22 protein-coding genes and 3 tRNA genes are annotated in these 19,895 nt (G+C 53.1%); 9 read left to right on the top strand and 16 right to left on the bottom strand.

Annotation, left to right across the window (positions count from 1 at the left end):
- Positions 1-45: 45 nt before the first annotated feature.
- From opgB to P346_RS07575, 9 genes are all read right to left on the bottom strand, one after another.
- On the bottom strand, positions 46-2,337 hold the full coding sequence (gene opgB / locus P346_RS07535; protein ID WP_032660992.1) for a phosphatidylglycerol--membrane-oligosaccharide glycerophosphotransferase: 2,292 nt from the start codon (positions 2,335-2,337) through the stop codon (positions 46-48).
- A 270-nt stretch (positions 2,338-2,607) separates the two neighbouring features.
- The gene (locus P346_RS07540; RefSeq protein WP_073001066.1) at positions 2,608-3,090 is read right to left on the bottom strand and encodes a DUF2501 domain-containing protein; all 483 of its coding nucleotides are present in this window, start codon (positions 3,088-3,090) and stop codon (positions 2,608-2,610) included.
- 83 nt (positions 3,091-3,173) lie between these two features.
- Complete coding sequence (gene dnaC, locus P346_RS07545; RefSeq protein ID WP_032660845.1) at positions 3,174-3,911, bottom strand: DNA replication protein DnaC; 738 nt, start codon at positions 3,909-3,911, stop codon at positions 3,174-3,176.
- Positions 3,908-4,453: a primosomal protein DnaT gene (gene dnaT / locus P346_RS07550; RefSeq protein ID WP_032660843.1), complete on the bottom strand. Its 546-nt coding sequence runs from the start codon at positions 4,451-4,453 to the stop codon at positions 3,908-3,910. The genes dnaC and dnaT overlap by 4 nt, the downstream gene beginning before the upstream one ends.
- Before the next feature lie 148 nt (positions 4,454-4,601).
- Complete coding sequence (locus P346_RS07555) at positions 4,602-5,030, bottom strand: organic hydroperoxide resistance protein (RefSeq protein ID WP_023310299.1); 429 nt, start codon at positions 5,028-5,030, stop codon at positions 4,602-4,604.
- An 83-nt stretch (positions 5,031-5,113) separates the two neighbouring features.
- Entirely contained in the window at positions 5,114-5,566 is a 453-nt protein-coding gene (locus P346_RS07560; protein WP_032660990.1) for a MarR family winged helix-turn-helix transcriptional regulator, read from the bottom strand.
- Positions 5,567-5,607: 41 nt separating this feature from the next.
- Positions 5,608-6,249 carry a TetR family transcriptional regulator gene (locus P346_RS07565; RefSeq protein WP_032660841.1) on the bottom strand — a complete coding sequence of 214 codons (642 nt, stop codon included), beginning with the start codon at positions 6,247-6,249 and terminating at the stop codon, positions 5,608-5,610.
- A gap of 67 nt (positions 6,250-6,316) precedes the next feature.
- The gene (locus tag P346_RS07570) at positions 6,317-6,790 is read right to left on the bottom strand and encodes a threonine/serine exporter (protein ID WP_023310302.1); all 474 of its coding nucleotides are present in this window, start codon (positions 6,788-6,790) and stop codon (positions 6,317-6,319) included.
- Positions 6,781-7,557, bottom strand: coding sequence for a threonine/serine ThrE exporter family protein (locus P346_RS07575; protein ID WP_023310303.1), 777 nt, complete (start codon positions 7,555-7,557; stop codon positions 6,781-6,783). The genes P346_RS07570 and P346_RS07575 overlap by 10 nt, the downstream gene beginning before the upstream one ends.
- Positions 7,558-7,967: 410 nt before the next feature.
- On the opposite strand from P346_RS07575, the gene P346_RS07580 reads away from it, so the two are divergent.
- Both P346_RS07580 and bglJ read left to right on the top strand, forming a co-directional pair.
- Positions 7,968-8,705, top strand: coding sequence for a helix-turn-helix transcriptional regulator (locus P346_RS07580; protein WP_032660837.1), 738 nt, complete (start codon positions 7,968-7,970; stop codon positions 8,703-8,705).
- Entirely contained in the window at positions 8,702-9,337 is a 636-nt protein-coding gene (bglJ, locus tag P346_RS07585; protein WP_032660835.1) for a DNA-binding transcriptional activator BglJ, read from the top strand. The genes P346_RS07580 and bglJ overlap by 4 nt, the downstream gene beginning before the upstream one ends.
- 38 nt (positions 9,338-9,375) lie before the next feature.
- Here bglJ and P346_RS07590 read toward each other — a convergent pair whose 3' ends face one another.
- Positions 9,376-9,834: a YbaK/EbsC family protein gene (locus P346_RS07590; protein WP_008502085.1), complete on the bottom strand. Its 459-nt coding sequence runs from the start codon at positions 9,832-9,834 to the stop codon at positions 9,376-9,378.
- A 328-nt stretch (positions 9,835-10,162) separates the two neighbouring features.
- Between P346_RS07590 and P346_RS07595 the strand changes: the two genes are divergently transcribed.
- Positions 10,163-11,509: a PTS sugar transporter subunit IIC gene (locus P346_RS07595; RefSeq protein ID WP_032660833.1), complete on the top strand. Its 1,347-nt coding sequence runs from the start codon at positions 10,163-10,165 to the stop codon at positions 11,507-11,509.
- A 140-nt stretch (positions 11,510-11,649) separates the two neighbouring features.
- Here P346_RS07595 and fhuF read toward each other — a convergent pair whose 3' ends face one another.
- Together fhuF and P346_RS07605 are read right to left on the bottom strand one after the other, a co-directional pair.
- Positions 11,650-12,438 carry a siderophore-iron reductase FhuF gene (gene fhuF, locus P346_RS07600; protein ID WP_032660831.1) on the bottom strand — a complete coding sequence of 263 codons (789 nt, stop codon included), beginning with the start codon at positions 12,436-12,438 and terminating at the stop codon, positions 11,650-11,652.
- A gap of 93 nt (positions 12,439-12,531) precedes the next feature.
- Positions 12,532-13,596, bottom strand: coding sequence for a GGDEF domain-containing protein (locus P346_RS07605; RefSeq protein WP_029740020.1), 1,065 nt, complete (start codon positions 13,594-13,596; stop codon positions 12,532-12,534).
- 215 nt (positions 13,597-13,811) lie between these two features.
- Here P346_RS07605 and P346_RS07610 point away from each other — a divergent pair, with 215 nt between their 5' ends.
- On the top strand, positions 13,812-14,081 hold the full coding sequence (locus P346_RS07610) for a DUF1435 domain-containing protein (protein WP_032660829.1): 270 nt from the start codon (positions 13,812-13,814) through the stop codon (positions 14,079-14,081).
- Between the two features lie 41 nt (positions 14,082-14,122).
- Here P346_RS07610 and P346_RS07615 read toward each other — a convergent pair.
- The 4 genes from P346_RS07615 to rsmC form a co-directional block, all read right to left on the bottom strand.
- A tRNA-Leu gene (locus P346_RS07615) sits at positions 14,123-14,208 on the bottom strand.
- 33 nt (positions 14,209-14,241) lie between these two features.
- Positions 14,242-14,328, bottom strand: a tRNA-Leu gene (locus tag P346_RS07620).
- Positions 14,329-14,356: 28 nt separating this feature from the next.
- Positions 14,357-14,443 (bottom strand) — tRNA-Leu (locus P346_RS07625).
- A 172-nt stretch (positions 14,444-14,615) separates the two neighbouring features.
- Positions 14,616-15,644, bottom strand: coding sequence for a 16S rRNA (guanine(1207)-N(2))-methyltransferase RsmC (rsmC, locus tag P346_RS07630; RefSeq protein ID WP_032660827.1), 1,029 nt, complete (start codon positions 15,642-15,644; stop codon positions 14,616-14,618).
- A gap of 102 nt (positions 15,645-15,746) precedes the next feature.
- On the opposite strand from rsmC, the gene P346_RS07635 reads away from it, so the two are divergent.
- The 5 genes from P346_RS07635 to osmY all read left to right on the top strand — a co-directional run bounded on the left by P346_RS07635 (position 15,747) and on the right by osmY (position 19,868).
- Positions 15,747-16,160, top strand: a complete 414-nt coding sequence (locus P346_RS07635; RefSeq protein WP_029740017.1) for a DNA polymerase III subunit psi — start codon at positions 15,747-15,749, stop codon at positions 16,158-16,160.
- Positions 16,129-16,572 carry a ribosomal protein S18-alanine N-acetyltransferase gene (rimI, locus tag P346_RS07640; protein WP_023334424.1) on the top strand — a complete coding sequence of 148 codons (444 nt, stop codon included), beginning with the start codon at positions 16,129-16,131 and terminating at the stop codon, positions 16,570-16,572. Before P346_RS07635 ends, rimI begins: the two co-directional genes overlap by 32 nt.
- Before the next feature lie 20 nt (positions 16,573-16,592).
- Positions 16,593-17,270: a pyrimidine 5'-nucleotidase gene (gene yjjG / locus P346_RS07645; RefSeq protein ID WP_032660825.1), complete on the top strand. Its 678-nt coding sequence runs from the start codon at positions 16,593-16,595 to the stop codon at positions 17,268-17,270.
- Positions 17,271-17,361: 91 nt separating this feature from the next.
- Positions 17,362-18,951, top strand: coding sequence for a peptide chain release factor 3 (prfC, locus tag P346_RS07650; RefSeq protein ID WP_032660822.1), 1,590 nt, complete (start codon positions 17,362-17,364; stop codon positions 18,949-18,951).
- 299 nt (positions 18,952-19,250) lie between these two features.
- Positions 19,251-19,868 (top strand): molecular chaperone OsmY, encoded by a 618-nt coding sequence (osmY, locus tag P346_RS07655; RefSeq protein WP_032660819.1) that lies wholly within the window; start codon positions 19,251-19,253, stop codon positions 19,866-19,868.
- Positions 19,869-19,895 lie beyond the last annotated feature (27 nt).

The following is a 19,895-nucleotide window of genomic DNA, read 5'->3' as shown; positions in this document are numbered from 1 at the left end:
ATTTATTTTCATAAGCGCCCGGCAGTACGCCGGGCGCGACGCCTATTAACCCGCTTTGCTGACGATTTTGATTTCAACCATGCCGATCCCGAGCTCGCGCGGTGAGTGTCCAAGGATATTCCCCTCATTCGTGGACTGCGGGTCCGGCGGCACTATCACCAGGGTATTGCTGCGCGAAGGATTCTCAAAATGCAGCGTCTGCGTGCTCACGTCGTTCCCAAGCGTCAGCGTCTGCTCCCGATCGCCCACGCGCACGGGGACGGGCTTGTTAGCGTTGGGGCCATACGCTCTGGCGGTGATCACCAGGTCGAACTGTTCCGGCAGGGGATGGGCGTACTCAATTTTTACCTCGTTGCCCAGCTGCGCGTTTGACCAGCGTCCCCAGGACTCCGGACGCGAGATGCCGCTAAACTGCTTCACTTCCTCGGGCGCGCCAGCCACGTTAAAGATAAAGCTGTCCGCTTTGTAGCGAATATCGTTATCGCTGATTTTAAGCATGTCGATGTTGTGCTGATAGCGCGCGGTATCAATCACCGTATCGTTGAACGCGGTTTTACCTTTCCACTGGGCTTTGTCCACGTGCTGCACGGTTTGCTCTCCGCCGAGCTGGCCCTGAGAGACGCACCAGTCGGTAGAAAGCGCCAGCGGCTGCGACCAGAGCTGGCCCATTTTGTAGCACCGGTCGACCCAGACGAAATTATCGCGTGGGGCAAAATCGGCCAGCTGATAGCGCAGCGGCGCGGAATATTCGCTTTCCGGCAGCGGCTCGACGCGCCCCTCCGACACGCGCACCAGCAGCGGCAGACGGAAGCTGCTGCCCGAGAAGGCAATCGTGTTTTTATCCCGATCGACGGTGAAGTCCTTCATCTCTTTCGGGAAGTTCCACAGGCGGATAATGTCTGGCTTCCAGGCGAGGATTTTATCCTTCATGTTGAGGAACACTTCCGACAGGGATTGCCCCGACAGCGTGCTGCGGCCCAGGCCAATAAAGTTGTCGCCGCCCAGAATGTCCAGCACGGTTGCGCCGTTATCCATGGAGTTGCGTTTGGTGGCAATGACCTCCTGCTGCGGCTGGTCGCCGCGCAGGACGAAGAACAGGTTGCTGCGATCCTGCTTGTTGAGCTGGTCCCAGGCGCTGTTTTTCATCGCCAGATGGTCAGACGAAACGACAATGACGGTGTTTTTAAACCAGGGCGAGGCTTTGATTTTCTCGACCAGCGCGGCAATGTGCTCCTGGCTGCAGGTGACGGCGCTGAACGACTTGTTGTTTTTGCCGTCAACGTCATAGCTTTTGCGTTTGCAGCTGCGCGAGACGAACCCGTCCGGATGGTGGGTATCCACCGTCAGCGCAAAGAGGGAGAAACGCTTGCCCGCGCGGGAAAGCTCCTCGAATTTCTTCCAGGTTTCGTCGAGTACCGTATCGTCATAGAAGCCCCAGTCGTTACGGTAGCTCGGATCGGCAACCGTCGTCTTTAACTCTTCTGAGCCATACAGGTGGTCAAAACCGTGGGATTTCAGGAACACGTCTTTTCCGGCAAAGCGCAGGTTTGCCCCCTGCACAAAATAGTTTTCGTAGCCGGAGTTTTTCAGGATATCGCCGAGGCAAATATTCTGTGGGAAGAACGTCGACATTGAGGCTGAGGCGTTACCTTCAAAAGGCGCGAACAGCGGGATACCGCACTGGGAGGCAACCATACCGGCAATCGTATAATCTGTGCCGGGAAGCTGCATGGTGTGGCTGAAGTCGAGACCTTCGTTTTTCAGCGCCCCCAGATCTGGCGTCAGGTTCGGGAAGGCATCGTTATCAAAGTACGTGCGCTCCAGGCTTTCGCCGTAGATGTAGACCAGATTGAGCTTCGGGCTGGCGATCGTTTTGGACGGTTCTTTATAGTAAGCCGCGAAATCAGGATCGCCATCGCGCGACTGGGATTTCACCAGCTCGGTGATCTGATGGAACGCCGGGCTGGCGTCGACGGAGGCCAGGGCCAGGAATAACGCCAGCAGGCTGTAGCCATGATGGTGCGGAAGATGGCGGCGGCGACGCAGCACCCAGGCCAGCGCGCCAAAAATCGTCACCAGCGCGACGATAATGCCGAGCCCCGGAAGTATGTACTTGCCCACACCCGCGCCCGTCAGGCTGTTCGTCAGCGTGTAGAGCACCGCATCGTTAATACCGTCACCGGTAAAGTAGTCGCTGGCGTATAAGGTAATGTTTAAAATAATAAAAATGCCGAGTACTACCAGCGTGGCGATAAACCACCAGGTGTGACGGCCGGCTTTCCAGGCGTAAACGCCGACAGAAGCCAGAAAAAGGATAAGAGACATGAATTCTGACAACAGCATATCCTCATGACGCCAGGTGCTTCGCTGGCTAACTGTTTATTTTTTGGGTCATACAATGTAATTGCGATGTCGTTAAGCTGCAATTTTAGTGTCACGAAAGTGTGCTGTTGTTAGGATTTGGTTTAGAAAATCGTTTTTATGAAGAAGGTCGCATCCTGACAAACGGACGCTGAGACGGTGGCAGGTGGGAAAAACGCTCGTTTAGCGCCGCGTTGCAAGACTATCGCATTAAACGCGGCGTGTTGTGGCAGAAAATGGGGTGGATCAGGAGATGAAATTAACGCCCTGTTTCAGCACCAGATCGCATGCTTTGGTTTTCACCTGTTTTGCCAGAGAAGAGTTGCCGAGGGTGCTCAGGTTTAGCTGCTGCCCGTTTTGCGCGTTAAGCAGGCCCTGAATGCCGTCCATATAGTTGGTGTCCGCTTTCTGCTCCTGGGTATCCAGACCCAGTTTACCCAACACCTGGTTTTTCACGTTTTGCGCGTCGGTCACGGAGGCCAGCTTTTGCTTCGCGCAATATTCCAGAATCCCCGCCGCATTGTTCATCGTGCCCGCGCTGAGGCTCTGAGAGCTGTTGCCCAGCAGGCTGGTGAGGGAAGAGGCGGAGAGTCCACCCTGAGAGCTGCTGCTCTCTTTGGTCAGCTCATTTGCCGCGCTTGACAGGGACTCCTGCCAGGACGCCGCTTGCGCTGCGCCGGTCACCAGCAACGCGCCTAAAAAGGTGCTGATTAGAATCTGTTTTTTCATCATGGCTCTCTCAAAAAGGTCCGTTTTGGGCCGAAGGGGTTCCAGTATATACCTATGCCCTGGCGGCGATTCCTGGAACTGTCTTAATACTCTTTGCCGGTGACGCGGCTGCGATAACTTTCCCAGTCGAAGATGACGTAAAGACTGTCACCTAACATCATTCGATCTATAACCCTATCACCTAACAAACGCTTCATTTCCTCAAGCTTATGGTTAGTCAGCATTCCAGTTGGTCTTTTGGATGAGGAGCGGCGATCGACTATCTGGTTGATGATCACTTTTTCGTAGCGTGATTCTGTCTGGACGCCAATTTCGTCGATTACCAGTAAATCAACGTTGCTCAGGTCGTTAAGCAGTTGCTCTTCACTGGTTTCGCGATTGCTGAAAGTGTCTTTCATTGCTGACATGATGTCTGCAACGGTGATGATTAAGACAGACTTACCTCTAAGCAGTAATTCATTACAGATTGCTGCTGCTAAATGGTTTTTTCCTGTGCCTGGATTCCCTTGAAAGATAAAGCTTGAAATATTACCGTCGAATTCATTTACATACCGACGAGCATCATTTAAAGCTTTTAATTGTCCTTCGCACTCTACTTTGTAATTTTCAAAAGAGCAGTTTTGGTGTAAAGGGCGGATTCCAGAACGATTGAAGGTTCGCTGCATCTTCATCGCTCGGTTCTCTCTGGCTATTGCTACAGAACGAAGCTGACCTTGCTCTTTTTGCCAAGCCAGTAATTCTTCACCTGTAGTAAAAGCGGGTTTCACATGTGAAGGCATCATCTTTTGTAGACGTTTCATTAAATCGCCGACATTTTTCATTTAGCACCTCGGAATCCACGTGGTATTTCTTTATCAGGTCCGGTAAGAATATTGATATCGCGTTTGGGCTGGCCGTTGTTGCCTGCGCGGGTAATTTGAAGATGACGCGCAAGCTTTTGCTGCCACTGAATATGGGTGAAGACTTTACCTTCCGCCTGCCACCAGGAGGTAAACGCGGCGAGCTCTTCGGCGGTGGCCGGTTGGGTTAACGCGATGCCCCACAGCGCGGCCTGCCGCTGAAAATCCGCATCCGGCTGCCAGCCCGCGTACAGGGCAAATTTTCCCATCGGAACGGTCACGGGGACGTTGACCGGCTCATCAAAGAACTGGTTGTCCAGCGCGACATCGCTCGCCGGGCGTGACAGTTGCGCTTCAATCTCCAGAAGCTGCGCCAGGCGTTCCGGCGTGATTGCGTAGAACGCCGGAGCGTTGTCGGCAAAAACCGCAACCGTGCCGCCTTCGGCATGGGTCAACACACCGCGTGGGTCGCGCATAAAGGCATCAATGCCAGCAATGCTGGTGGTCAGAATTCTGGAGGACATAACGCTTACTCTACTGATTACTACGGGCGTGATATGGGCTTATGGTAGCACAGAGAGAGGAAAGGGAAGGAGGGGATTTCCCCGGTGGCGCTGCGCTTACCGGGGCTACAGTCATAGACCTGATAAGCGCAGCGCCATCAGGCATTTATCACGCGATGATATTCAGGGTCACGTCGATGTTGCCGCGGGTCGCGTTAGAGTACGGGCAAACAATGTGCGCCGCATCGACCAGCTTTTTGGCTTCCGCGGGATCCATTCCCTCAACGTGGATGTTCAGTTTTGCTTCGATACCAAAACCGGTTGGCAGCGGGCCAATACCCACTTCGCCTTCAATAAAGGCATCTTTTGGCAGGGTAAATTTGTCGCGTGCGGCCACGAACTTCATCGCGCCCAGGAAGCAGGCAGAGTAGCCCGCAGCAAACAGCTGCTCAGGGTTCGTCACTTCTCCGCCCATGCCGCCCATCTCTTTCGGCACGCCCAGTTTTACGTCCAGTACGCCATCGGAAGAGGTCGCGCGACCGTCACGGCCACCGGTTGCTTTTGCTTTGGCGGTATAAACAACTTTTTCTAAAGACATGGCAGGTTCCTCATCTTGCTTTAACGTGTGCTATTAAATAGCGTGCGATGTATATGGGTAATAATCACGCGTAAAGTATAGCTTTACGCGCGGTGTAGCTGTTGTCGCAAAAGTTCGAGCTGCTGTTTGAGCGCCAGCAAAGTGTCTGTATCACACTGCGCTGCGCAACCCACCGCATGGGGAATACCCAATGCCTGCTGCTGTAGTTCACGTCCTGCTTCACTCAGGGTAACGGCGACCTGACGTTCGTCTTTACGCGAACGGTGACGGTTGATTAACCCGCCACTTTCCAGCCGTTTTAACAGCGGCGTCAGGGTCGCAGAATCCAGAAACAGGCGTTCGCCGATGTCCGACACCGTGACGTCATCCTGCTCCCACAGCACCAGCATTACCAGATATTGCGGGTAAGTCAGGTTCAGCGGTGCCAGCAGTTGCCGGTACAGCTTGTTAAGCGCCAGATTTGCCGAATAGAGGGCAAAGCAGAGCTGGTTATTCAGCTTGAGCGCAGCGGTTGCGTCGTTCGTTTTCGCGTTCATGAGATGAATATAAGTAGTGTGCGATTTAATTGCAAGCAATTTTATGGGCAGGTGTAGCGGAGCGCCACCTGAACGGCCATTTTGCGGTAGTGCTGGCGCTGAGCCCGTTCGTCCGCCCCGTCTTCAAACAGGAGCGTGAAGGTGTAACTGTTGGCAACGTAGTGAAAGCTGAAGCTGCTTATCAGGCGGTGAAGATCGCGGGCGTCAACCGTCTGGCTAAAGAGCTGTTTTTCTTTGCCCCGGTGCAGGATGCCCTCCAGCAGGTCGAGCGCGCTGCGGTTGACCTGGCGAAGATAGCTCGACTGCTGCATAAAGCGGCCCCGCTGCATGTTTTCCATGCAGATAATCCGGATGTAGTCCGGGTGGTCGGCATGATAGTCAAAGGTGGCTTCAACCAGGTTGACCAGCGCTTCGACGGGGGGCATTCCCGCCAGGCTTAGCGCTTTTTCACTGGCGCGAATCTGGGTGTAAACATGTTCCAGAACCAGGAGATAGAGATTCTCTTTATTCTTAAAATGGTAAACCACCATGCGTTTGGTGGTGCCCGCTTTTTCCGCGATCTGCTCCATGCGGGCACCGTTCAATCCATACTCGGCAAAAAGCGCGATGGCGCTCTGAAAAATTTTCTCTTTCAGGCTGGATTCTTCGCTGTGCTCGGGGTGTTCGCTGCCAGGGTTAGCCACATCCTTTCCTTATTTTCACCAAACGGACCAGAAGGATTATCTCCATGGCAGCGAAATAACACAAATATCAAACGCGTGGGCGTTTGCGGTACAGCCACAGCCCGGGGATCGACAGCCCGATGGAGAGCGCGCCGACGATGGACGAGGCCTTAAGGAAGTTGCTCAGGAGGAGGATCATCTGCGGCTCGGTGTAGCCAAAATGGCTGATTTTCACCGCGGATATCATCGCCGTATACGCAGATATGCCCGGGAACATTGGAATCACGGCGGCGACGGTGAACACCTTGGGATGCGCCAGATACCAGCGCGACCACTGGATGCCGATACTGCCAACCAGCATGGAGGCCATAAATGTCGACCATTCGATGTTAAATCCTGCGGTCATCATCACCATTCGCGAGCCATGACCAATTGCGCCCAGCAGCGCACACCACCGCAGAGCGCGTTGCGGAACGTTAAACACCATCGCAAAGCCGACGGCAGGAATGGCGGCCAGAAGCATGTCCTGCGCCAGCGCCAGCAGAAAATCTATCACGCCCATCCGCGTAACCCCCAGAGTGTCATGGCCATTACTACGCCGATGCAGGTCGCCAGCGTCAGCAGGCTGGCAATAGCCCAGCGTGCCAGACCGGTATTGATGTGTCCTTTAAACATGTCGGCAACGGCGTTGATCAATGGAAAGCCCGGAACAAGCAGAAGCACGCTGGCGGCCATGGCAATCGTCGGGGTAGTGGCAAACTGCGGCAGGCGCAGCAGCAGGCCGGAAACCGTTGTGGCGACAAACGCGGTAATGCAGAAGTTAATTTGCGGATGCAACTGCCGGTGCGTCAGCAGCTGGCGAACATACATGGCGATACTGCTGGCGAAAAAGGTGACGATCGCGCCGTCCCAGCCGCCTTTATTGAGCTTACAAAAGCAGGCGCACGACAGCCCTACCATCACCACGACAAGCCAGCGCGGATAACGTAATGGCTTAATTTGGCTGAACCGTTTTTCAATCTCCCGAAGATCGAGAAGCTTATGTTCAGCAAGGATGACGATGTGCTGCACTTCGGTCACGACGTGCATGTTAATGCCGCGGTCATGGTTTTTGCGGGTGGAGGTCAGGCACTGACCGTCTTTGATCGTGGTCAGCACGATGGCGTTGGAAGAAATAGCGCTTTCAACGCTATCCATACCCAGCGCCAGTCCCAGCCGGGTGGAAAGCTCCTCTACCAGCGCGCTTTCCGCGCCGTGCTGGAGCAGAAAAAGACCGCACTGAATACATAGCCGCGTGATAGCACGCTGCGTTGACCGATCTGCCTGCATGTATTGTCCTGAAGAAGGTGGAAAGTTGCCGGTTGGCCCATAGCGATTACTTTTAGCACAAAGTGCAGTGCCTCTTGCTGTGGGTCAGATCAAGGTTTATGCAAACAGTTGCTGTCCTTAAGCGCGGAAGGGGTTGGGATTAATTCATCATTTTGGTGAATTATTAATATTAAAATATAAGTTATTTATATTTAGTTATTCTAATTTTATATTGTAGTTATTTTAATGACACTGCAATTAAATTTAATTTCGCTTTGTGAGATATTACTGCTGTTTAGGCATTTCTTAAACTAAGAATACATCTCATCTTCTGCTTGTATTAACCTGCTTTACACTCAGGGACGAAAAATACTCATACGTTGATGCATTTTAACGTTACTCATCACATGAAGAATGGACACGGAGGGTCTATGTTGTCTTTGCACGGTAAGCATAGCGTTATCATTAGCCGGATACCGGTCATGCAAAACGGGTTAGGGGGCGTGATGAATCGCCATTTCCCCGATTTTGAATTGACCTATTGCAGTTCATTGCAGGAGTTAACACTGCTCCAGCTAGGCCGCGCTGACGTCATCATTGCCGATATTTCAGGCGAATACTGGAATCCTCGGGGCGCGCTCGAAGAGTATTTCAGTTTATTGAATCAATATCGGAACATTCACTGGATCTTTTTAGTTTCGCGGCCGCTTAACCCTATTGCCGTTGAGTTACTTGTGCGCCCGGAAAGTACGTTGCTTTCTGATATTGAACCCATTGAAGGGCTGGTTAACGCTATTCGGGCAGGTAGCGAACGCGCAGAGCGGGTAAGCCAGGCGTTGTTAACCCCGGAACCTCAAAGTACGGGGGAAGAAGACGAACAGGTTATCGCGCTCACGCACTCCGAACGCAAAGTATTGCGGCTGTTAGGTAAAGGATGGGGGATTAACCAAATCGCCACATTGCTCAAGAAGAGCAATAAAACCGTCAGTGCGCAGAAAAACAGTGCGATGAGACGGCTGTCATTACGCAGTAATGCCGATATGTACGCCTGGATAAACAGTACACAGGGAATGCGAGAGCTGAGTTTGATGTCAGCCTATGGAGAGTTCGAGGAATGGAAAAAACCGATTCAACAAGACATATCGCCGTCGTCGAAAATTGCACGATGAGTGCTGTTGGGCTACAGCATCTTTTTGCGATGCCCGGCCTGAATCATTATCAGCTGCATCTGTTTAGTGAATTTGATAGCTTTAAGAAAGCACTTCAGCACGTCAACTTTTTCTCGCTGATCTATTCATATTCCGATGCGCGAGACGACCGTCGTAGCTGCCTGGCGCACCTGCGGGATTTTGCGTTTACGCATGGGCATATCCAGCGCATTATCCTGGTCGCTGATGAGATGGAAGCAAGATTAATTAGCCATCTTTCCCCATCACGCCTTCACGGTGTGGTCAGTAAATCGCTGAAGCTTGAGCACCTGCAGAAGGAGCTCATGGTGTTGCTGAGCGAAACCCTGCGCATCAATGACAATAAGATGAATCACTGGTACCAGAGCCAAAGCAGAATGTTAAGCCCAACGGAACGGGCAATATTGCGGTATATGTCTTGCGGCTATTCCATTCCTCAAATCGCGGCACAGCTTGAACGGAATATTAAGACCATCCGGGCGCATAAGTTTAATGCGATGGTGAAGCTGGGGGTGAACTCTGACGTAGGGTTGCTCGATGCGGCGGATATTATTACCCACCTTCCGGCAAGCGAACCGCAAAGTTCGGTACTCGGTAAGCCGACCTTTTTATAACCTGCCAGTTGCGCGCCAGACAGGCTCTGGCGCATCAATCAGATGCAAACATCAACCCATTTTGCGGAGGTCAGCTCTGCCATTCTGTCAGGTGAAATACGCACGGCACTGTGAATTGCGCCTGCTGCGGGCAGGACTTCGGCGTACTGCTTTAATGAGATATCGCAGTAAACCGCCAGCGGGTTTTCCAGGCCGAACGGGCACACGCCGCCAACGGGGTGACCGGTGATGGTCACCACTTCATCACTGCTGAGCATGCGCGCTTTCGCACCAAACGTGTCTTTCAGCTTTTTGTTATCCAGACGCGCATCGCCTTTCGCTACCACTAAAATCACCTCATTTTTCACCTTTAATGACAAGGTTTTGGCGATTTGTCCCGGTTCAACACGATGGGCGGCAGCAGCCAACGCAACGGTAGCGGTACTCTGGCTAAGTTCAATAACGTCTATATCCGGCGCGTTGTCGGCAAAAAACTGCTGTACAGACTGCAAACTCATTGTTTCCTCCTGACAAATATCCTGCGTAATCTGTCATAAGAATTTATGCTCTGTAAATATCTCTTCAGTAACAAATATCCCGAACGGCTGATTTCTGGATCCTCTTCACAATCACGGAAACCGGTTACAGTAACCGGTTGCAGAGCGTGATGCGTCGATTAATACTGAGTACGTAACGTCCCCTGTACCCAATAATAAGAGCAAATTATGAAACCATTCCGTCTGAGCAGTACCACTGGTCCACAAGCCAGCAAGGTTGTGAAGGTGATTTATGGAACAACGTGCGGCGCAAATGTGCCCGTAACAAACGTCTGACAGGAGATCTGCCATGTCTGCCAACCATGCTGCGTTTAACCTGATATTCCGTTTTGTTGAAAATTACGTGAGCCCGATTGCCGGGCGGATCTCTTCCCAGCGTCATGTCATGGCTATCCGTGATGGGTTCATCTCCGCGATGCCATTTATGATAGTGGGTTCATTTTTGTTAGTGTTTGCATACCCGCCGTTTTCGCCGGATACCACCTGGGGTTTCGCCCGAGCCTGGCTGGATATGGCGAAGCAGTTTGAAGGTCAGATCCTGACGCCGTTTGATATGACGATGGGCATTATGTCCATTTATATTTGTGCGGCCATTGCCTACAACCTTGGGAAACACTATGTCAAATCGCACCAGCTAGACCCGTTTATGTGCGCCATGCTGTCGCTGATGGCGTTTCTGCTGGTCGCGGCACCGAAAACCAAAGGCACGCTGCCTGTCGACAGCCTGGGTGGAACGGGTATTTTTACCGCGATTCTGGTGGCGATCTACTGCGTTGAGATGATGCGTTTCCTCAAGGCGCATAACATCGGTATTCGCCTGCCAGACCAGGTACCTCCGATGATCAAAAACTCTTTTGATCTGCTGATCCCGGTGCTGGTGGTGGTGTTGACGCTTTATCCTCTGAGCCTGGTTATTCAGTCTCAGTTTGGCATGCTGATCCCGCAGGCCATTATGTCGGTCTTTAAACCGCTGGTTTCCGCGGCGGATTCGCTGCCTGCGATCCTGCTGGCCGTGTTGATTGGTCATCTGCTGTGGTTCGCCGGGATCCACGGCGCCGCCATCGTCTCCGGGATGCTGCAGATGTTCTGGCTGACCAACCTGGGTGCGAACCAGACCGCGCTGGCCGCCAGCCAGCCTCTGCCACATATTTTTATGGAGGCGTTCTGGACGTTCTTTATCGTGATTGGCGGGTCGGGCGCAACGATGGGGCTGGTGATTTGCTATCTGCGTAGCCGTTCAGCGCATTTACGCTCTATCGGGCGTTTGAGCGTGGTACCCAGCTTCTTTAACATCAACGAACCCGTCATTTTCGGTACGCCAATCGTGATGAACCCGGTGTTCTTTATTCCGTTCCTGCTGGCACCGATGGTAAATGCCGTGCTGGCCTGGGCGGCGATGACCTTTGACCTGATTGGCCGCGTCATCTCAGTGGTCCCCTGGACGGCACCGGCGCCAATAGGCGCAGCGTGGGCTCTGGGCTGGGATTTCCGCGCGGCTATTCTGGTTGTGGTTCTGGCCTGCGTATCGGCAATCATCTACTACCCGTTCTTCAAAGTGTACGAGAAGCAGCTGCTGGAGCAGGAAGCGGAAGAAGCGCAGCGTAACGCGGAAGAGGACAATCAGCAGGTGGCCTAGGTAAAAGCAAAACGGCAACTCAGGTTGCCGTTTTTAGTGTTTGTTCCCTCTCCCAGCGGGAGAGGGACAGGGTGAGGGCATCAGGCCGGGCCTGTGTTTGTAGGCCCGGTAAGCGAAGCGCCACCGGGCAATTCACTGCACTATTTCAGCGTGCAATCCCCGCACTGCTTAACGTCCGGCAGGCGGTAGCGCTGGCAGCAGGTGCGGCGAACCAGAAGCCCATCACGGAGCACAACGGTACGGAATAACGGGTTGTCGCGGCCATCGGAAAGCTGTTTTGCAAAGAAACAGGACTGACGCAGGGCATCAACGTTCTCATCACCAAGCAGAGGCTTCATTTCCGTTAAATACCAGTGGATTAAATAGCCCGTATTGCTCCAGATAAGCTTCGCGTTAATCTCTCCCGTCGCTTCAAGCGCTTCCACCACCGGGATCAGGGCCTGGGTGATAAGCTGCTCCATGCGCTCCTGAGCCGTCAGGCGTTCAGCGTTCTGGTCTTCGTGCAGATCGATCCAGAAACAGGCCGCACGCCCGGTTTCGTGAAACTCGACGTGGAAATTATCCGGCGAGAGTTCCAGCATGCTCTTCTGGGTTAACAGCGCCAGCATGAGGGGAGGCACCATCAGCCCGATATACCACTGCGCCCAGAGTGAGAGCAGCGGTTTATTTTCCCGCGTAAGGGTGGGCTGATTGCGATAGATATGGTCGGAATAGGTGGCCAGCAGCGACTGCAGTTTTGTCGGTTGACGCCACTCTGAGAGCGTCATGGCGTGGTTCGGGTGCGCTTCATCAAGCCGGATAAAGTCCAGCAGGTGGGCGCGCGTCTCCGCAATCTTATCCCGTATGGCATCCGCAAGCGAAGCATTCCCGCTGGTGAGGGGCGCTCGCCAGAGGAGGGGTTCGACGATGTGTGCGGTATGTGTAGCCATAGTAGATAGAAATCTAAATGATAATGATTGCCAATCCTAACTATTGCTCATACCAATGGCAAGACTTTTGTCCGGGTGATACCGCCGTGATGTTTATGCCGTCTGCAGCTCTTCACTCAACAGAATGTTATTGCGCCCCATATGCTTTGCTTCGTAGAGGGCTTTGTCCGCTTTTTCCAGCGCGCCTTCCACGTCTTCATCCTCGAAAATAGCAATACCAATGCTGATGGTGACGTTTGTCGCGACACTCTCATTAAACAGATGCGGGATTTTCAAATCGTAGACTTTCTGACGGATCCGCTCGGCCGTCTGGCGAGCATGTTCGAGAGAAATATTGGTCAGCAGCACCATAAACTCTTCTCCGCCAAAACGCGCCACAATATCGCGAGAGCGCACGGCGTCGCGGATTGCCGCAGAGACGCGCTTCAGTGCCTGATCGCCCATCATATGGCCATAGTGATCGTTATAGGCTTTGAAGTGATCGATATCCATCAGCAGGACAAAGTGCTCGCCATTTTCCACCGTCGGCAGGTTCTCCAGACGGCTTTGCAGACCGCGACGATTATAGAGCCCGGTAAGCGGGTCCATCATGCTGAGATCGGTAAGGGTTTCTCGCTCTTCCAACAGGCGAGAGAGCAATTCCTGAGCGAAACGATCGTTACGCGTTTGCAAAATGTTATGAATAGCAATTGCCACCACAGGAAGTGCGAAAGAATAGGTCATTCTCAGCCATATATCGTGATCGCTTAGCCACAGGCAGACAATAAAGGTGGGCAATGAATGAAGCGTAAATGCTTTGATATTACTGGCGAATGCCAGCGTTCCGATAAAAAGTACCGTTAATAGGGCGATTAACAAATACGTCGCGTGGTCGTGGGTAATTAGGGCGAATTTAGACACAATTTGCCAGGCCCATAAAATACCGAAGATCCCTGAAACAACGGGAATATTTATCTTCCGCGCGCGCTTTCTCCAGTGCCAGACGAACAGGCCGGTGCTGATGGAGAAAATAGCAATAAGTGGGGCAGATAACAGGCGTACAGAATTGAGCGGATTTGTTACCGAGAACACTGCCGAGGTTGCGTTCAGAAATAAAAATAAACGTAACGACAATTGATATTTTCTGTGAACCAAAGACCGCCAGGATTGTGATGTCATAGTCGTGCGTTTTTATTAAAATTTAATTAAAACAAATAAGTAGGTGCCGTTTCGCAATAAAACATGCAAAAAACTCAAAGAGTAATTATCAGAAAATCTTTAGATGTTGTTAACAGGTGTGCAATTTATCACCTTAGGCAATTCCTGTCATTACGGGAAAGGTAAAGGTCGATGGATTTTGATTCATTCAGCTGACAAATGATAATCTGTGTCATATGATATTGGTTATCATTATCGTTGTGAGAGGGCAGATCATGTTGAACAGGGCGCTTGGCAGTGGTTGGGGGGTATTGCTACCGGGAGCCATTCTCGGCGGGTTGATGTTTGCCGATCTCTCCCTTGATACCTGGAAAGCGATTATTGTGTCAGGCCTGTTAGTCACGTCAGGCATGATCTGGCATAAGCAGCTGCGCCATTTTGTTTTACTGCCATCATGCGTAGCGCTGGTCAGTGGAATTCTGGTGATACTGATGAGTTTGAAATAACAGGTAAAACAAGAGGAACTTCAGAAGGGATGTAAGATAATTGGTGCGAGGGGGGGGACTCGAACCCCCACATCCTAAGGACACTAACACCTGAAGCTAGCGCGTCTACCAATTCCGCCACCTTCGCACAGTCATCTTACTATTGTTGATATCGCCTCGTTGGTGCGAGGGGGGGGACTCGAACCCCCACATCCGTAAGGACACTAACACCTGAAGCTAGCGCGTCTACCAATTCCGCCACCTTCGCCCAGTGCGAGCAATATCATTGTGATTTATGGTGCGAGGGGGGGGACTCGAACCCCCACATCCGTAAGGACACTAACACCTGAAGCTAGCGCGTCTACCAATTCCGCCACCTTCGCATACCATCGATACTGTAAAAGTATCGTAACCACGGAGGCGCATTCTAGATGTTTTCAGCTTTACGTCAACTGAAAAGTGCTCACCTTTTATTGATTGCTGCAAAAATGGCCGGAACGGAGACGCCTGCTTGCCGGATGGTGATTGCGCTTATCCGGCCTGCAGGAGTGGAGATTACTTTTTGGCCTGACGCGTCATCACGGTACGGTAGACCTTAAAGCGGCCGGTCTGGGCTATCACTTCGTGGAAGCCGAAGGTTTCGTCCAGCACTTTCGGGTACGCCAGGAAGGCGTTCGCGACAATACGCAGCTCGCCGCCGCTGTTCAGATGACGGGTTGCGCCGCGGATCAGCGTTTGTGCCGCTTCCAGGCTGGTCTCCATGCCGTCGTGGAACGGCGGGTTGGAGATAATCATGTCGAAGCGACCGGTGATGTCGGAGAAGACGTTGCTGGCAATCACCTCGCCTTCAATGCCGTTTGCGGCAAGCGTTGCGCGGCTGGCTTCTACCGCCGGGGCGCTCACGTCACACAGGGTTAAACGCACTTTTGGTGAATGGCTGGCGAGCACGGTAGAGAGCACGCCCGCGCCGCAGCCCACGTCCAGCACTTTGCCTTTGGTGTGCGGCGTCAGGGTGGAGAGCAGCAGCTTGCTGCCCGTATCCAGCGCGTCGCGGCTGAACACGCCCGGCAGGGTTTTGATGGTCAGGCCGTCGAGCTGGTACTCGTCCCAGTAAGCCTGTGGATCAAACGTTGTCTGTTTTTCCAGACGGCCATGGTACAAACCACAGCGGCGTGCGCTGTCGACTTTATTCAGCGGCGCGTAGCCTTCCAGCATCTGTTCAGCGCTACGCACGCCGCTGCGGTTCTCACCCACCACGAAAATATCGCAGCCGACCGGCAGCAGGGAGAGCAGGTTCATCAGCTGGAACTGGGCTTCCGGTTTATTCTTCGGCCAGTAGTAAATCAGCGTATCGCAGTCGGCGATATCGCTCTGCTCCGCCACCAGGCTAAAGCGCGCGCGCTCGCCCATCTGGCGGCTCAGCACCTGCCAGTGGTGGTAGTATTGGGTGTGGGCACGGCTTTCAGCACAGTCGAAACGCGCAGGCAGGTCATCCTGCATATCTCCGGCAAACAGAATACGGCTTTCTTCGAAATCATCACTGTGACGCAGCAAGACTTCACTTGCCGGGGTAAATGCAGACATGAATTGTTCCTCAATAAACTCAGGCGGGGATTATAGTAGGTAGATGGCGCACTTTCGACACATTTGCTATATTTGCGCGCCTGAGAGACAGGAGTTTTCCCTATGACATCCCGACGAGACTGGCAGTTGCAGCAGCTGGGCATTACCCAGTGGGCTTTGCGTCGCCCGACGGCGTTGCAGGGCGAAATCGCCATTTCCATCCCTGCGCACGTGCGCCTGGTGATGGTGGCGGAAGAACTGCCTGCCCTGAATGAACCCCTGATCGATGATGTCCTTCGCAGCCTGAAGATGACGGCCGACCAGGTTTTACAGCTGACGCCAGAGCGTGTCGCGATGCTTCCTCCTGATAGCCGCTGTAACAGCTGGCGTATCGGAGAGACAAACGAGATCCCCCTCCAGGGGAGCCAGATCTGCACGCCCGCGCTGGACGAACTGAAAGCCAACCCAAAAGCGCGCAGCGCGCTATGGCAACAAATCTGCGAATATGAACACGATTTCTTCCCTCACGACGCCTGACCTGACCACCGCGTTTGCGATTGAAACACGCGCCCACGCCTTTCCGTGGAGCGAAAAAACCTTCGCCAGCAATCAGGGCGAACGGTATCTGAACTACCGCCTGGACGTTGACGGCACCATGGCCGCCTTCGCGATTACCCAGGTTGTTCTTGATGAAGCGACGCTGTTTAATATCGCGGTTGATCCCGCGTTCCAGCGCCGTGGGCTGGGAAGAGAACTGCTCGAGCACCTCATCCGTGAGCTCGAAACCCGTGACGTTTTCACCCTGTGGCTGGAGGTGCGCGCGTCGAATGTCGCCGCCATCGCGCTCTATGAAAGCTTAGGCTTTAACGAGGCGACAATCCGCCGTAACTACTACCCCACCGCAGAGGGACGTGAAGACGCCATCATAATGGCTCTGCCGATTGGATAATAAAAAATAAGGTTGTAACGATGAAATGGGACTGGATTTTCTTTGATGCCGACGAAACGCTGTTTACGTTCGATTCGTTCGGCGGCCTACAGCGGATGTTTCTCGACTATAGCGTGACCTTCACCGCTGAAGATTTTCAGGACTATCAGGCGGTAAACAAGCCGCTGTGGGTGGATTACCAGAACGGTGCCATCACCGCGTTACAGCTTCAGCACCAGCGCTTTGACGTCTGGGCGGAACGCTTAAAGGTCAGTCCGGGGACGCTGAACGAGGCGTTCCTGAACGCGATGGCCGATATCTGTGCGCCACTGCCGGGGGCGGTTTCCCTGCTGAATGCGCTGAAAGGCAAGGTGAAGCTGGGGATCATCACCAACGGTTTTACCGCCCTGCAGCAGATCCGCCTCGAGCGCACCGGCCTGCGCGATCATTTCGACGCGCTGGTGATCTCCGAAGAGGTGGGTGTACCTAAACCGGATCCGCGTATTTTCGATTATGCGCTGTCGCAGGCCGGTAATCCTGACCGCGATCGCGTACTGATGGTGGGTGATACGGCAGAGTCAGATATCCTGGGCGGCATGAATGCCGGTCTGTCGACCGTCTGGCTCAATGCGCATGGTCGCGTGAAGCCTGAAGGCATCGAGCCGACCTGGACCGTGACGTCGTTGAACGAACTGGAGCAACTCCTGTGTAAACAATGATTGCCTGCCCCCCATTGATGGGTAAAATAGCCGCAATTTTGTATTCCATGATGCGTGGCGTGCTGCCGCGCTTATAAAAGAAGATTTAATTATGACGTTGTCTCCTTATCTGCAAGAGGTGGCCAAGCGCCGCACTTTTGCCATTATCTCGCACCCGGATGCCGGTAAAACGACCATCACCGAGAAGGTGTTGCTGTTCGGACAGGCGATCCAGACTGCGGGTACCGTTAAAGGCCGTGGCTCCAGCCAGCATGCAAAATCTGACTGGATGGAGATGGAAAAGCAGCGTGGTATTTCGATTACCACCTCCGTGATGCAGTTCCCGTATCACGACTGCCTGGTGAACCTGCTGGACACCCCGGGCCACGAAGACTTCTCTGAAGATACCTACCGTACCCTGACGGCGGTGGACTGCTGTCTGATGGTGATTGACGCCGCGAAAGGTGTAGAAGACCGGACCCGTAAGCTGATGGAAGTCACCCGTCTGCGCGATACGCCGATCCTCACCTTCATGAACAAACTCGACCGTGACATCCGCGATCCGATGGAAGTGATGGACGAAGTGGAAAGCGAGCTGAAAATCGCCTGTGCGCCCATCACCTGGCCAATTGGCTGCGGTAAGCTGTTCAAAGGGGTGTATCACCTCTATAAAGACGAAACCTACCTGTATCAGACCGGTAAAGGCCACACCATTCAGGAAGTTCGCGTGGTGAAAGGTCTGGATAACCCTGAGCTGGACGTGGCAGTCGGCGAAGAGCTGGCCGCGCAGCTGCGCGACGAGCTGGAGCTGGTCAAAGGCGCGTCTCACGAATTCGACAAAGAGCTGTTCCTGAGCGGTGAAATTACCCCGGTCTTCTTCGGTACCGCGCTGGGTAACTTCGGCGTTGACCACATGCTGGACGGTCTGGTGGAGTGGGCACCGCGCCCGATGCCGCGTAAAACCGACACCCGCGAAGTGGAAGCAAAAGAAGAGAAATTCACCGGATTCGTCTTCAAAATTCAGGCCAACATGGATCCGAAACACCGCGACCGCGTGGCTTTTATGCGCGTGGTGTCCGGTAAGTATGAAAAGGGCATGAAGCTGCGCCAGGTGCGTACCGGGAAAGACGTGGTGATCTCCGACGCGCTGACCTTTATGGCGGGCGACCGTTCGCACGTTGAAGAGGCGTATCCGGGCGACATCATCGGTCTGCACAACCACGGCACTATTCAGATCGGCGATACCTTCACCCAGGGTGAAATGATGAAGTTCACCGGTATTCCGAACTTCGCACCGGAGCTGTTCCGCCGTATTCGTCTGCGCGATCCGCTGAAGCAGAAACAGCTGCTGAAAGGCCTGGTTCAGCTCTCCGAAGAGGGCGCCGTGCAGGTGTTCCGCCCAATCGCGAACAACGATCTGATCGTGGGCGCGGTCGGCGTGCTGCAGTTCGACGTGGTTGTTGCACGTCTGAAGAGCGAGTACAACGTGGAAGCGATTTACGAGTCCGTAAACGTCGCGACCGCGCGCTGGGTTGAGTGTTCTGACGTGAAGAAATTCGAAGAATTTAAGCGTAAGAACGAAATTCAGCTGGCGCTGGATGGCGGCGATAACCTGACCTATATCGCGCCAACTATGGTGAACCTGAACCTGACCCAGGAACGTTATCCTGACGTTCAGTTCCGTAAAACCCGCGAGCACTAATCCCCTCTCAGAGCACGGCTGCCGCCGTGCTCTTCTTTAATCCCTGTCTTATTAATCCCTTGCGGAATGTTCTTAATTCAACGCAATTTCACGCTATTCGCGCGTTTTTTACCCAATTCTGAAAGCGGCTCTGTGAGAGTGATCTATATTTAACTCAGTGTTTAACACCGGGCGTGGATAAATTAACTGTTCAATGCATGACTTTAGGTTATCCATTTTGCCCGTGTGTTTATTCGCAATATATAAAACTACTAAGGAAGTATGTAGCCCGAATAACGGGTCAACACAGGAATAGATCGATGAATATGACAAGACTGAAGATTTCGAAAACTCTGCTGGCTGTAACCCTGGGTAGCGTTCTGGTGAGCGGTTCCGCCCTGGCGGAAAGCACCACCATGGATAAAGCACAGTCCACTGCCGATACCGCAGGGCAAAAAATCGATAGCTCTATGAATAAAGTCGGCAACTTCATGGATGACAGCTCAATCACAGCAAAAGTGAAAGCCGCACTGGTGGATGATGAATCCATCAAAAGTACCGATATTTCCGTTAAGACCGACAAGAAAGTGGTTACGCTGAGCGGCTTCGTGGAAAGCCAGGCTCAGGCCGAACAGGCGGTGAAAGTCGCGAAAGGCGTTGAAGGTGTTGCGTCCGTCAGCGATAAGCTGCACGTACGTGACGGTAAAAACGCGTCGGTGAAAGGTTATGCCGGTGATGCCGCTACTACCAGCGAAATCAAAGCTAAACTTTTAGCAGATGACATCGTGCCGTCCCGTAAGGTGAAAGTGGAAACCACCGATGGTGTGGTTCAGCTTTCCGGTACGGTAGATTCGCAGGCGCAAAGTGAACGCGCCGAGTCCATCGCGAAAGCGATTGATGGTGTGAAAAGCGTTAAAAACGATCTGAAAACGAAGTAAATCTGGACCATTCGCCCGTCTGGTTAA

Origin of the sequence: Enterobacter sp. DC1 (assembly GCF_000568075.1) — a bacterium.
GTDB lineage: Bacteria > Pseudomonadota > Gammaproteobacteria > Enterobacterales > Enterobacteriaceae > Enterobacter > Enterobacter asburiae.
This window is presented reverse-complemented; position numbering and strand designations above follow the sequence as displayed.